Consider the following 11,802-nt stretch of genomic DNA (forward strand, 5'->3'; position numbering starts at 1 on the left):
TGCCCACCCTAAATTGGTGGGCGCGTTTCGAATTGTCCGCTGCGCGTCGGATGCAGCTTCCGATCGCTGTTGTCTCCGGATTCCCCGAATGACTCACACACAAGGTAGGAATCCGACGGCAAAGGCGAACGCTTCGCTTCTCCTGCTGCATTCCGCCGCTCCGCTGGGTCCATTCTTGTAGCAAATGCGGGCTGCTGCTTCGAGGCTCGTCGGCGTTGGCGAATGCATCATGGACCATTACGCTTGCGGAGTTGGAGATTCGTGCCCACCCTAAATTGGTGGGCGCGTTTCGAATTGTCCGCTGCGCACCGGATGCTCTTCCGATCGCTGTTGCCACCGGATTCCCTGGATGACTTACACACACAAGGTAGGAATCCGGAGGCAAAGGCGAACGCTTCGCTTCTCCTGCTGCATCCCGCCGCTCCGCTGGGTCCATTCAACGATGGGGGCGCGGGCAGCTGCTTCGAACTTTTGGCCGATGCGACGGAGGCATCATCGATTGAAGCAGAGAGCGATTATTTGAAAATCGTTTCCGCCGGGGCATTTCCCTTTACGAATTAGCGCTCTCGTTCTGCTCCAAATCGTCGAACTTCAGCATATGCCCAAGCTTAGCCTGCTTTGTATGCAGGTATCCGGTATTGTCCTCGTTCTCCGGCATCTGGATCGGCACCCGCTCCACAACTTCAAGCCCATATCCCTCCAGGCCCTTGATCTTCCGCGGGTTGTTGGTAAGCAGCCGAATCTTCCGAATGCCGAGATCCTTTAGTATCTGCGCTCCAATGCCGTAATCTCTTAAATCCGCCGGGAAGCCCAGCTTCAGGTTGGCATCGACCGTATCGAAGCCCTCCTCTTGCAGCTTATATGCCTTCAGCTTGTTGATCAAGCCGATGCCGCGTCCCTCTTGGCGCATGTACAGCAGCACGCCGTTGCCGGCCTCCTCGATCTGCCGCAGTGCGGCCTCGAACTGCGGGCCGCAGTCGCAGCGGTGGGAGTGGAAGACATCCCCGGTCAGGCATTCCGAATGGACGCGAACCAGCACCGGCTCATCGCCGTTAATCTGGCCTTTGACCAACGCTACATGCTCCTTGTTGTCGACATCGTTCGTGTAAGCCACCGCCTGGAATACCCCGTAATCCGTCGGCATCCGCACCGCCACTTCCCGCTGCACCAGCTTCTCCTTCTCATTGCGGTAATGAATCAGATCCTTGATGCTGATCAGCTTCATCCCGTGCTTCTTCGATATTTCGATCAGATCCGGCAGACGCGCCATGGTTCCGTCTTCCTTGATGACTTCGCAGATGACACCGGCAGGGTAAGAGCCGCACAGCTTCGCAAGATCGACAGCCGCCTCCGTATGACCTGCCCGGCGAAGGACGCCCCCTTCTTTGGCAATCAGCGGGAACATATGGCCCGGTCTGCGGAAATCCGCTGCGGTCGCATTCGGGTCCATAATGCCGCGAACCGTTACGGAGCGCTCATAGGCCGATATGCCGGTTGTCGTATCTTTATGGTCAATGGAAACGGTGAAGGCCGTTCCATGATAGTCCGTATTTTGGCTAACCATCGGTTTCAGATCCAGCTCCTGAGCCCGCGAGGGCGTCATCGGGAGACACACCAATCCACGCCCTTCCGTAATCATGAAATTGATCACCTCGGGGGTTGCCTTTTCGGCTAGAGCGATAAAATCCCCTTCATTCTCGCGGTCTTCATCGTCAACGACGATAACGATCTTCCCTTCCTTCAAATCCTGCAAAGCTTCTTCTATGGTATGAAAAGAAAATCGCTCTTCCATTCCTACTCCTCCTTCTCGTAAGTCTAAACGTTCGGGTCAATCTGATGCTTCGATCAAGCAAATCCGTGCTCGGCTAGATAATCCCGGCTGATCCCCGCTTTGCTTCTTCTGGAGCTGTTTCCTTCACTGCCGTAATTCAGCAGATGCTCGACGTATTTGCCCAAAATATCGCACTCGATGTTAATCGTATCCCCCGGTCCCTTATAAGCCAGCACCGTTTCGGCAAGCGTGTGGGGAATGATGGAGACGGTGAAGGAATGATCCGTCGTTCGAACGACGGTCAGACTGATTCCGTCCAGCGTTACGGACCCTTTCGGAAGGATATATTTGAACACATCGTCGTTCGACGGGGCAATTTCATAGACGACCGCATTCTGATCGGATCTCACGCTTCGAATCACGCCGACCCCATCCACATGTCCCTGTACGATATGACCGCCGAATCGTCCTCCGGCTGCCATGGCCCGTTCCAGATTGACTTTGCTTCCCGGTTGTAGCTGCTTCAGATTGGTGTTTCGATACGTTTCCGGCATGACATCGACGGTAAAGCTGTCTTTATCGATCGTTGTCGCGGTCAAGCAAACCCCGTTGACAGCAACACTATCGCCTAGCTTTAGATCATCCAGGACCTTGCTTGCCGAAATGCTGAGCACCATCGCTTCGCCTTGGCGGCCGATTCGTCTCATCTCGCCGATCTCTTCAATCAGCCCTGTAAACATATCCTATCCCTCCTTTCATTCAATCGTTTACGACTTCCATACCGGCTGGCCGGTCACATAAATATTGTCGCCAAGTCTTTGGGTCTCGAGTCCTGTCAGCTCAATCGCTTCGCTCATCAGCTCATACCCGCTGAACATATAGTTTCCCGGTGCATCGAACCCTCCAATAATCTTCGGGGCAATGAATTGGATGATGCGATCCACCAGTTTGTTCTCCAGCAAGCTTCCGCTTAAGGTTCCTCCTCCTTCAACCAGGATGGAGGCGATGCCCATGCGACCAAGCTCCATAAGCGCAGCCTGCAGGTCGACTCTCGGGCCGGGACCGCAGACCAGAATCTGCACCCCCCGTTCTTCCAGCGCGGTCCGCTTCGCCTTGTCGGCCAGCTCCGTGGCCAGCACGACTGTTTTGGCAGCGCCATCACTGACTACACGACAATTCAAAGGGATGCGAAGCTGCGAATCCACGATGATTCGTACGGGCTGAAGACCTTCAACGCGGAGTCTCGTCGTCAGCGACGGATCGTCCGCAATAACGGTGGCAACCCCTGCCATGATTCCCTGGTGTCGATGCCGGAGAGTGTGCACCAGCTCCCGGGACACCTCATTGGATATCCACTTGCTGTCGCCGGTCTTTGAGGCGATTTTCCCGTCCAGCGTACTGGCTGTCTTCAAGGTGACGAACGGCAGTCCGGTCGTAATAAATTTGTTGAAGGCTTCGTTCAACCGGACGGCCCGCTCTTCGAGGACGCCTGTCGTCACTTCAATGCCCGCTGCCCGCAGCATCTGCAGACCACGGCCGGCAACCAGCGGATTGGGGTCCTGGCAGGCGACAACGACCCGTTTAACACCTTCCGCTATGAGCCTCTCGCTGCATGGAGGAGTCGCTCCGTAATGGCTGCAGGGCTCAAGGGTTACATACACGGTGCTTCCGGCCGCCTTGCTCCCGGCCATATTCAGTGCATGGACCTCAGCATGCGGCGTTCCCCGCTCCAGATGGGCGCCGACGCCCGCAAGAGCACCGTCCTTCACGACGACACAGCCGACGACGGGGTTAATGCCGGTCTGGCCTTGCGCGCGTTCCGCCATATCCAGCGCAAGCGACATATAAAATTCATCGTTGACGACTTCCATGCTACCCAAGCCCCTTTCCAGAATAAAAAAGCCCTGTTTCAGGATAAGCGATTCATCCAAAACAGGGCGTAATAAACCAGTTCACTTTACGACATCATAAATAACCGTTAGTTCCGAGGTTCTCATATAACGTCCAAAGAAGCGGCGCTTTAAAAAGCACACCCGCTCTAGAATCGTCATATGTGAAAAGCCTCACATAACGCATGACATCAGAAAGCTAAGACAAGAGATAGCTATTGTACATGCTCTCAAGTCCACTTTCGTTCCTTCTCCCATCCAGACTATACTGTCGGTCCCGGAATTTCACCAGGTCCACCGCATACGATAACGTATCCGGGTCACGGACTAAGTCGCAGCCGGAGCTGCAATCATCACCGCCGGTAGGGAATTTCACCCTGCCCCGAAGGATTCAATATGAAATTAGCTGTTGCTTACGATGAATCTTAACACTCCATAGGCAAAAAAGCAAGATAATTAACTCACTTTTATTTAGTCAGTAACTTTTTGGTTGTATAAATTCATATCCGTTGCAGGTTCGGGAGGAAATCGGTGCGCTCAACGAGAACCAAGTAATGCGGAGGATAAACCGTGAATTGTATAGGTTAAAGGAGATCATGTAAATGAAAACCTCGCTTAACATCATCGTAAGACCGACGGAAATCGATGTGAATGGTCATGTGAATAACGCCAAATATCTGGAGTACCTGGAATGGGGAAGAGAAGAATGGTACGAGGCGGGGAATCTGCACTACGATGTACTGAAAGGATTGGGTGTGCAGACTGTCACGGTCAACATTAATATTAATTACAGGAAGGAATGCAGGCAGGGAGAGCGCCTGAACATTTCAACCGAGTCTCACAAGCTTGGACTAAGCAGCTTTGTGCTGCTTCAGCAGATCCATAACACGGACGGGGAGCTTTGCGCCGATGCCGCTGTAACGATCGTGACGATCGATATCCGCACCCGCAAGAGCCGACCGGTTCCGGAAGAACTGCGGGCGTTGTTTCTACCGGCTTCGTCTTGATCTGGAGTAAACTAATTAGCGGCTATGCTTGCGGATAACCCTTCAAGGCCTCTGGGTAACTCAAAATTCCGCATGCGGATCCCTCCTACGATCCCTGTTATTCCCGGATTTCGTTGAATTGACTTCCCAATGCCGAAATCCGGGAATATAGGGGCACGCTTCGCTTCTTCTGAGGAATTCCGCCTGCTCCGTTGATTTCTGCCTTTTAAGGGTGTCTCCGTGTTGCAGTAACCCTAGTACACCGGCTTTGCACCTCTCATGAGCAGTCTATCACCGACGGCTAGGTATTGGACAGCCGCGCACATGCTGTCCGCCAGGAAGTTCCATACATGGCCGAACCCCACGCATAAAAAAACAGGCCCCCACAAGAGTGGCCTGTCCATCCAACACTTACATGTTACGCTTCGAATACTTCGACTTTTTCCATCTTGTCGCGGCCTTTAAAAGCATCGATATGCTCCATGCCTTCAACGACCTTGCCGAATACGGTATGCTGTCCGTCCAAGTGAGGCTGCGGCTCATAGCATACATAGAACTGGCTTCCGCCCGTGTTGCGTCCGGCATGCGCCATAGCCAGGCTTCCACGCTCATGCTTGTTCGGGTTGATCTCGCAATCGATCGTGTAGCCCGGTCCGCCTGTACCTGTTCCGTTCGGGCAGCCGCCTTGAGCGACGAAGCCCGGAATGACGCGGTGGAATACTAGACCGTTATAGAAGCCGGAATTCGCAAGCTTTTCAAAATTAGCAACCGTGTTCGGCGCATCCTTCTCAAACAGATCGAGCAGTACCTCTTTGCCGTTTTCCAGTGTGATTCTCGCTTTTTTTGCCATATCGAATATCTCCTTTCGATGTACATTCCCTAAGATACGCATTTCATAAAACATGCAAGTTCTAGTTTACTATGAAATAACTTGGGACGCAAAATGAACCCGCATCTTTAGTCTTACATACTGGGAAATCTCATCTTGAGGGGGGCTTCACGCTTAGATGCTTTCAGCGTCCATCGTCCGCGAAGGCTCCGTGGTCTGTAAAAAAGCCCAACCAAACCGATCAAGCGGTCTGGCGGGCTTTTAAAGGAATCGTCGAATCCTGGCTCACACCCTGTAAGGTGTTGGTTCTGCCGATCGAAACAACTTAGCTTGTAACGGTTTCTTTGGCAATCCGGGCAGAAACGACGTCATTGCTGATAATATCCTGGAGCGACTCGCGGCGAACGACAAGCCGGCTCTGGCCATCCTTAACAAAAACGACGGCAGGTCTGCGGATGCGGTTGTAGTTGCTTGCCATGGAATAGTTATAAGCGCCTGTGCAGGATACGGCCAGCAGGTCTCCCGTGTTAACCTTAGGCAGATCCAGGTCCCAGATCAGCATGTCACCGCTCTCGCAGCACTTGCCGGCAATCGAAACCGTCTCCTCTGGCTTCTCGTTTGCACGGTTGGCCAGAATGGCCTCATATTTCGATTCGTACAGGGCCGGTCTCGGGTTGTCAGTCATTCCGCCGTCTACGGCCACGTATTTCCGCACGCCCGGAATGTCCTTGCTGGTCCCTACCGTATACAGCGTGGTGCCTGCTTCACCCACGATACTGCGGCCAGGCTCTACCCAAATCTCAGGCAGCTCGCTGCCAATGCCGGCAAAATGGGTCTTCACCGCATCCGTAATCGCTTTAACGTAGTCGGAAACATGCAGCGGGGTATCTCCGTCGACATAGCGAATTCCGAATCCGCCGCCAAGATTGACTACCTTGAAGGTAATGCCCAGATCTGCTTTGACCTTCGCCGCAAATTCGGCAACGCGCCCAACGGCCATCTGGAATCCTTCGACTTCGAAAATTTGCGAGCCGATATGGGAATGGATGCCGATCAATTGAATGTTATTCTGTGCCGCTGCCAGCTTCACCGCTTCAAACGCCGAGCCGTTTCCGATATCGAATCCGAATTTGGAATCGGTTTGGCCGGTCGAGATATATTCATGGGTATGCGCCTCAACGCCCGGCGTTAAACGAAGGAGAATGTTCACCTTCCGGTTCTTCTCGGCCGCGATCGCCTGCAGCATATGCAGCTCGACTACATTGTCCACGACGAAGCAGCCGATTTCGGCATCAATGGCCATTTCGATTTCTTCAGGCGTCTTGTTGTTGCCGTGAAAATGGATCCGCTGTACCGGAAAGCCGGCTTGCAGCGCCGTGTACAGCTCCCCGTCGGAAACGACGTCCAGCGACATCCCTTCCTCCTCAGCGAGCTGGCACATGGCCATCACGCAGAACGCTTTGCTGGCGTACGCGACTTGAAACTTCAAACCGGAAGCCTTAAAGGCTTCAATATATTCCCGGCAGCGATTCCGGACCGCTTGCTCGTCCACAATATATAGAGGCGTACCGTACTGGGCTTTCAATTCGGATGTGTCGCATCCGCCGATCTCCAAACGTCCCTGTTCGTTAATCTTGCTGGTACCGTGTAGAAACATGCTTACAATTCCTCCGATCGCTTTATCAAAAATAGGATAATCGAATAATTGTTCACAGTATAGCAGACAACGAAACGTAAGCAAAATGGATTTTTCAACACATCATTTGTGTTATTATCAATGCCTTCCTTTGGAATTCATTTCAGTCCCCATTTTGGTGTGATCCCTCGTCTTGTTGAGCGCCGGGCGTCTCGTTGACGTCAGCAGCGGTTTACGGAATAAAATCTCGCCCATGGCCTTTGCACTAAATGGTATAAACGGCCATAAGTACGACGAGTTATAGGAGCGATGCGTCGTCAAGGATAGAATCAGCAGCGTGCTGCCGATCACGAACCCTTTCACACCAAACAGCGCCGTCGCTACGAGCAGGACGAGCCGGACCATCCGGTTGGCGAGCCCGAGCTCGTAGCTCGGCGTGGCGAACATGCCGATAGCTGCAACGGCCATATAAAGCACCACCTCATTGACGAACAGCCCGGTCTTGACGGCAATATCGCCGATCAGAATCGCAGCGATCAAGCCCATGGCCGAGGCGAGCGGCGTCGGCGTATGAACGGCCGCCAAACGCAGCAGATCGACGCCGAATTCGACGATCAGAAATTGCCCGATAATCGGAATCTTGGCATTCTCCTGCGGCCCAAGGATATCCAGCGCCGGCGGCTTCAGCTCCGGATGGACGACAAGCAGCATCCAGAGCGGAAGCAGGAACATCGAGGCGAAGATGCCGCCAAAGCGGATCCATCTTAAATAGGTGCCCATAAACGCGGTTTGCCGGTTCTCTTCGGCATGCTGGCATAAATCGAAGAAGGTCGTCGGCATAATCATTACGCTGGGCGATGTATCGACCATGACGACGATCCGTCCCTCCAGAAGGTGTGAGGCTACCACGTCCGGCCGCTCCGAGTATCGGACGAGCGGGTACGGATGCCAGCCCTTATTCACGATTGCTTCCTCCAGCTGCTTGTCGCCGAGCGGCAGCCCTTCGAGATCAAGCTGCTTTATTTTCCGGCGAATCGCTTCTACCTGCACGCGATCGGCAATATCGTCGATAAAGAGCAGGCTCACATCCGTCTTGGTCCGTCTTCCTACCTTCATCGTCTCCACATGAAGCCCCGGGTCGCGGACCCGCCGCCGCACGAGATTGATATTGGTTACGATCGTCTCCGTGAACCCGTCCCTAGCTCCACGAACGACGCGTTCAACCGCCGGCTCTTCAAGCCCGCGCACGGGATATTTCCGGGTATCCAGCAGGATGGCGGTGCTAGCGCCCTCGATGAACAACGCGCAAATTCCGCATAACACGTCATTGATCACCTTGCTCAGCTTCGACACCTGTTCAACCTGGACATGAGGAATATACGCCTTCATCATATCGTTCAGCGCGTGGCCGTCCCTGACATCCTCGGGCGTCAGGTAGGTAAGACGGGTTAATATTTCGGAAACGATGACATCATTCGTGAAGCCGTTTAGGAACAAGAGCGCTGCCGGCCTTCCCGCAAAGGTCATCTCGCGGATGATGACGTCAAAGGAAACGCCGTAGCCCATCACTTCCTTCAGCGTCTCTTTCAGGACGCTGATCTTCTCCGGCACCCGATCCTCGCCTTGCCAGTATATGACCGATTCCTCCGTGCTGTCCGAGGTTTCCGCATTTCTCTTTTCCTTAAGCGCCTCCTCCTCCAGCTCCTTGATTTCGGATGGCGGGATTACCGGGATGTCCGGTTCTATGCCTTCGTTATAGGTTGTATTCTCGTCCATTCTATACCTCCTGATCGAGTAACTATCATTGATTGTATATAAGCCAATCGAACAGCGAGCCGGCGACCTTTCCGGCAACCATCGCCATCAGCAGCCCGAATAAATAACCGGTTAAACGAAGCCGCTTCGCCAAAATTGGCAGAACATTCAATACTTCCGTCAGTGCTGCTGCCAGCATGCCGATGAAGATGCCGCACATCAGCCCGATGATCGTGCTCACAACCGGCCCGAGCGGAACCGACCAATGCCAGAAGTCCGCAAGCGTGCCGATAAAGGAGCCGGAAATCAGCGCTCCCTCATACCAATGGACCCGGTGATAGGTCGAGGTTAACTGGGACAGCCGCGGGATGATATCGAGCACGATGATCAGGGCAATGACTCCGCCTCCGACCGCGATCCCCCCTGCCACGCCAAGCACGCACGTAAATATTCCCTGGAGCATCGAGGTCATCATGATTCATTCCCGCGCCCTTCTGCCGCCTTATTCATTTTCCGATACTCTTCGGCCACGACATACTGGTCCAGGTTTTCCTGATACAGATACATTTCGACTTCCAGCGGTGTCGGCTCCTCGTTCCACTTTTTCTTGAACAAATGATTGAAGAATACCGTCATGCCGAACCCAAGACCAAGGGAATAGGCAATTTGGAACAGGTAAGGATGCTCATCCCTTTCTCCCGTTACCATCTCGACTATTCGGATCTGCACCTCGAGCATATTGACGTCCGCATGGAAATTCATAATCGTAAGCGCCGACCCAAAAAACAGCAGCAGCCAAACGAGCGGGAACCACAGCCTGGAGCTTCTGCTCTCCGGTCCGGTGAGCTCGAGTAGCGTATGGTGGTTGCCCATCGGCTCGATATGCACGTCCGGAATGAGCTGCCGGATCCTCGGTATGATCTGGATCAAGTCCATCACCATCCGATTGCCGTCCATGTCCTTCGGCTGCACGAGGGGAAGGGCGGCAAGCCGTTCTTCCCATTCCGGATCGCAGACGATGAAAGCGACATCGCCAAGCTTGACGGTTTGGTCTTTCGGAATACGTATGCGGCTTCGCAGCTGCAGAAACACCGTCGGAGTGGGATTGACCTTCATCCAAAAACACTCCTTTACTGCTAAATTACCGTTAGTATGGGAAATCGCTGTGGATTCTACTCCATTTCTCCAAAAAGACTGCGCCCTCAAATGATCCAATAATGCTGCATTCACAAAGAAAGGAGCATAGCCTATACCTCTTCGCGAGCACGAAAAAGCGCCTCTCCATTTCGAAAGAGGCGCTCGTATCGAGCACACAGCATACCGGAATCGGCAATTGCGCTACTGCGCGATTTCATTCCGAATGCTCTGCAGTATTTTTTTCTCCAGCCTCGACACCTGTACCTGGGAAATCCCGAGCCGGCTGGCCACTTCCGATTGCGTCTGATCCCGGTAATACCGCAAATAAACGATAAGGCGTTCCCGTTCGGTCAAGCTTCCGATCGCTTCATTCAAAGCCAGCTTGTCGAACCAGCGCTCCTGCGAATCATCGGCTATCTGATCCATCAGCGTAATCGGATCCCCGTCATTCTCGAATACCGTTTCATGAATGGAGGTCGGCGGCTTGTTGGCTTCCTGGGCAAACACCACGTCCTCCGGCGTTACCCCCAGCTCCTCGGCAACCTCCTTCACCGTCGGCAGACGGTCGAGCTGCTTGGACAGCTCGTCCCGCTTCTTCCTGACTTTATTGGCCATTTCCTTGAGGGAGCGGCTGACCTTCAAGGTCCCGTCATCCCGCAGGAAGCGCTGAATCTCCCCGATAATCATCGGCACGGCATAGGTAGAGAACTTTACGTCATAACTGAGATCGAACTTGTCCACGGACTTCAGGAGACCGATACAGCCGATTTGAAAAAGATCATCCGGCTCATACCCCCGGTTCATAAACCGCTGAACGACAGACCAGACAAGCCGAATATTACAATTGACAAGCGTATCCCGGGCAACATGATCCCCGTTTTGGCTGAGTGCAATGAGTCGTTTGACCTCCGCGTCGTCCAAATAAGTCTGCGAAGTTTTTTTCACATCGGCATCCATTTGTCCAACCCCTAATTATATAAAGCTTTCTTAGATTCGATCCTCTTTTTCATTTTGATCGAGGTGCCGCTGCCCGGCTGGCTGACCACTTCAAATTCATCCATGAAGTTCTCCATAATCGTGAACCCCATACCGGATCGCTCCAGCTCAGGCTTGGACGTGTACAGCGGCTGCTTGGCCATTTCCAGATCCTCGATGCCTCTGCCGTCATCTTCAATACAGAGGGTGATGATATCTCCGTCAATCGAAGCTTCGATCTTCACGATCCCCTCCGGATTGCTGTCATATCCGTGAATGATGCAGTTGGTCACCGCTTCGGATACGACCGTCTTCAGGTCGCTCAGCTCATCCATCGTCGGATCCAGCTGGGATATGAACGCTGCCACGGCAACACGGGCAAAGGATTCGTTTTCCGACTTGGCGGCAAACTGCAGAGTCATAAAATTATGCTGCGACTTACCTTCACTCATGACACTACCTCCAAACCCGAGAGCGCCGTACCCTCGTTCTCATAGATCGGCATGATCTTGAACAAGCCCGACATTTCAAGCAGACGATAAACCTGCGGTTTGACGTCGCAGACCGCCATCTTGCCGCCTTTTTGCTTGATGAATTTATAGCGTCCCAGAATGACGCCAAGACCCGAGCTGTCCATAAACTCCAGATCCTTCAAGCTTAGCACCAAGTGCTCCGTTTGCCGCCGCTGGATGGCTTCATCCAGCTGAAGACGAACCGAATCGGCCGTATGATGGTCGAGTTCCCCGGACAAACGAACGATCAGCACATGCCTGTGATGCTCCATATCAACATGCAGATTCATGTTTGCTCACTCTCCTCCCTGA

13 protein-coding genes and 1 riboswitch are annotated in these 11,802 nt (G+C 53.3%); of the genes, 2 read left to right on the forward strand and 11 right to left on the reverse strand.

Annotated elements, in window-relative coordinates:
• The first annotated feature begins 261 nt into the window (after positions 1-261).
• On the forward strand, positions 262-561 hold the full coding sequence (locus J2Z18_RS10045) for a hypothetical protein (RefSeq protein WP_144866776.1): 300 nt from the start codon (positions 262-264) through the stop codon (positions 559-561).
• Here the strand turns inward: J2Z18_RS10045 and J2Z18_RS10050 are convergent.
• From J2Z18_RS10050 to ribD, 3 genes are read right to left on the reverse strand one after another with little or no spacing between them, the layout of a single operon-like run.
• Entirely contained in the window at positions 551-1,792 is a 1,242-nt protein-coding gene (locus tag J2Z18_RS10050) for a bifunctional 3,4-dihydroxy-2-butanone-4-phosphate synthase/GTP cyclohydrolase II (protein ID WP_007129775.1), read from the reverse strand. The two genes, J2Z18_RS10045 and J2Z18_RS10050, sit on opposite strands and share 11 nt — an antisense overlap.
• 53 nt (positions 1,793-1,845) lie before the next feature.
• A complete protein-coding gene (gene ribE / locus J2Z18_RS10055; protein ID WP_007129774.1) occupies positions 1,846-2,511 on the reverse strand; it encodes a riboflavin synthase in 666 nt (221 codons plus the stop codon).
• Between the two features lie 27 nt (positions 2,512-2,538).
• Positions 2,539-3,642 (reverse strand): bifunctional diaminohydroxyphosphoribosylaminopyrimidine deaminase/5-amino-6-(5-phosphoribosylamino)uracil reductase RibD, encoded by a 1,104-nt coding sequence (ribD, locus tag J2Z18_RS10060; RefSeq protein ID WP_007129773.1) that lies wholly within the window; start codon positions 3,640-3,642, stop codon positions 2,539-2,541.
• Positions 3,643-3,902: 260 nt separating this feature from the next.
• Positions 3,903-4,054, reverse strand: a riboswitch (FMN riboswitch).
• Positions 4,055-4,262: 208 nt separating this feature from the next.
• On the opposite strand from ribD, the gene J2Z18_RS10065 reads away from it, so the two are divergent.
• The gene (locus J2Z18_RS10065; RefSeq protein WP_007129771.1) at positions 4,263-4,667 is read left to right on the forward strand and encodes an acyl-CoA thioesterase; all 405 of its coding nucleotides are present in this window, start codon (positions 4,263-4,265) and stop codon (positions 4,665-4,667) included.
• A gap of 397 nt (positions 4,668-5,064) precedes the next feature.
• On the opposite strand, the gene J2Z18_RS10070 is transcribed toward J2Z18_RS10065, so the two are convergent.
• The 8 genes from J2Z18_RS10070 to spoIIAA all read right to left on the reverse strand — a co-directional run bounded on the left by J2Z18_RS10070 (position 5,065) and on the right by spoIIAA (position 11,780).
• The gene (locus J2Z18_RS10070; RefSeq protein ID WP_007129770.1) at positions 5,065-5,496 is read right to left on the reverse strand and encodes a peptidylprolyl isomerase; all 432 of its coding nucleotides are present in this window, start codon (positions 5,494-5,496) and stop codon (positions 5,065-5,067) included.
• Between the two features lie 304 nt (positions 5,497-5,800).
• Positions 5,801-7,132, reverse strand: coding sequence for a diaminopimelate decarboxylase (gene lysA, locus J2Z18_RS10075; protein WP_007129769.1), 1,332 nt, complete (start codon positions 7,130-7,132; stop codon positions 5,801-5,803).
• Between the two features lie 117 nt (positions 7,133-7,249).
• Entirely contained in the window at positions 7,250-8,887 is a 1,638-nt protein-coding gene (locus J2Z18_RS10080) for a spore germination protein (protein ID WP_007129768.1), read from the reverse strand.
• Positions 8,888-8,912: 25 nt separating this feature from the next.
• A complete protein-coding gene (locus tag J2Z18_RS10085; RefSeq protein ID WP_007129767.1) occupies positions 8,913-9,341 on the reverse strand; it encodes a stage V sporulation protein AB in 429 nt (142 codons plus the stop codon).
• A complete protein-coding gene (locus J2Z18_RS10090) occupies positions 9,338-9,982 on the reverse strand; it encodes a stage V sporulation protein AA (protein WP_007129766.1) in 645 nt (214 codons plus the stop codon). The genes J2Z18_RS10085 and J2Z18_RS10090 overlap by 4 nt, the downstream gene beginning before the upstream one ends.
• Positions 9,983-10,204: 222 nt before the next feature.
• Positions 10,205-10,960, reverse strand: a complete 756-nt coding sequence (sigF, locus tag J2Z18_RS10095) for an RNA polymerase sporulation sigma factor SigF (RefSeq protein WP_007129765.1) — start codon at positions 10,958-10,960, stop codon at positions 10,205-10,207.
• Positions 10,961-10,971: 11 nt separating this feature from the next.
• Positions 10,972-11,430, reverse strand: a complete 459-nt coding sequence (gene spoIIAB / locus J2Z18_RS10100; RefSeq protein ID WP_007129764.1) for an anti-sigma F factor — start codon at positions 11,428-11,430, stop codon at positions 10,972-10,974.
• Positions 11,427-11,780, reverse strand: coding sequence for an anti-sigma F factor antagonist (gene spoIIAA / locus J2Z18_RS10105; RefSeq protein WP_007129763.1), 354 nt, complete (start codon positions 11,778-11,780; stop codon positions 11,427-11,429). Before spoIIAA ends, spoIIAB begins: the two co-directional genes overlap by 4 nt.
• Positions 11,781-11,802: the final 22 nt, after the last annotated feature.

The organism is Paenibacillus lactis (assembly GCF_017873605.1).
Classification (GTDB): Bacteria; Bacillota; Bacilli; order Paenibacillales; family Paenibacillaceae; genus Paenibacillus_AQ; species Paenibacillus_AQ lactis.

Bases quoted from the DNA above. Each gene is read 5' to 3' on its own strand.
- J2Z18_RS10065 (WP_007129771.1), top strand. From the start codon at position 4,263: ATGAAAACCTCGCTTAACATCATCGTAAGACCGACGGAAATCGATGTG.
- J2Z18_RS10050 (WP_007129775.1), bottom strand. From the start codon at position 1,792: ATGGAAGAGCGATTTTCTTTTCATACCATAGAAGAAGCTTTGCAGGAT.
- lysA (WP_007129769.1), bottom strand. From the start codon at position 7,132: ATGTTTCTACACGGTACCAGCAAGATTAACGAACAGGGACGTTTGGAG.
- J2Z18_RS10080 (WP_007129768.1), bottom strand. From the start codon at position 8,887: ATGGACGAGAATACAACCTATAACGAAGGCATAGAACCGGACATCCCG.
- ribE (WP_007129774.1), bottom strand. From the start codon at position 2,511: ATGTTTACAGGGCTGATTGAAGAGATCGGCGAGATGAGACGAATCGGC.
- spoIIAB (WP_007129764.1), bottom strand. From the start codon at position 11,430: ATGAGTGAAGGTAAGTCGCAGCATAATTTTATGACTCTGCAGTTTGCC.
- J2Z18_RS10090 (WP_007129766.1), bottom strand. From the start codon at position 9,982: ATGAAGGTCAATCCCACTCCGACGGTGTTTCTGCAGCTGCGAAGCCGC.
- J2Z18_RS10070 (WP_007129770.1), bottom strand. From the start codon at position 5,496: ATGGCAAAAAAAGCGAGAATCACACTGGAAAACGGCAAAGAGGTACTG.
- sigF (WP_007129765.1), bottom strand. From the start codon at position 10,960: ATGGATGCCGATGTGAAAAAAACTTCGCAGACTTATTTGGACGACGCG.
- spoIIAA (WP_007129763.1), bottom strand. From the start codon at position 11,780: ATGAATCTGCATGTTGATATGGAGCATCACAGGCATGTGCTGATCGTT.
- J2Z18_RS10085 (WP_007129767.1), bottom strand. From the start codon at position 9,341: ATGATGACCTCGATGCTCCAGGGAATATTTACGTGCGTGCTTGGCGTG.
- ribD (WP_007129773.1), bottom strand. From the start codon at position 3,642: ATGGAAGTCGTCAACGATGAATTTTATATGTCGCTTGCGCTGGATATG.